We start from the raw sequence: 353 nt of genomic DNA, 5'->3' as shown, positions 1-353 counted from the left end.
ATTTACATGTCGTGAAATATCATTTGTGGGGATATGAACTGAAGTTTCCATTAGTAGAGTATGTTGAGTCATGTTATAGTCTTTATACATAAAGCACCTCGTTAATTTTGTTTATTGGTATTTATTAAATTATACGAAAGGGCCTTATTTTTCAAAGTATTTTAATATAAATTTACATATAAACACAAAGTATTTTGGCGAAACTCTTGAGGGAACAGGACAAGCTGAAGACTACAGGCTGAAGCTGTCACCTAAGAAAGCGAGCCAACAATACGAAGTATTTTAAATAAAGATGCCAGTAAATGAATTTATGAAAATCCATTTACTGGCTATTTTGCTAGGAATTATGTCCC

This window comes from Staphylococcus sp. HMSC068G11, from assembly GCF_001815825.1.
GTDB lineage: Bacteria > Bacillota > Bacilli > Staphylococcales > Staphylococcaceae > Staphylococcus > Staphylococcus epidermidis.
Note: the sequence above shows the minus strand (reverse complement) of the source record.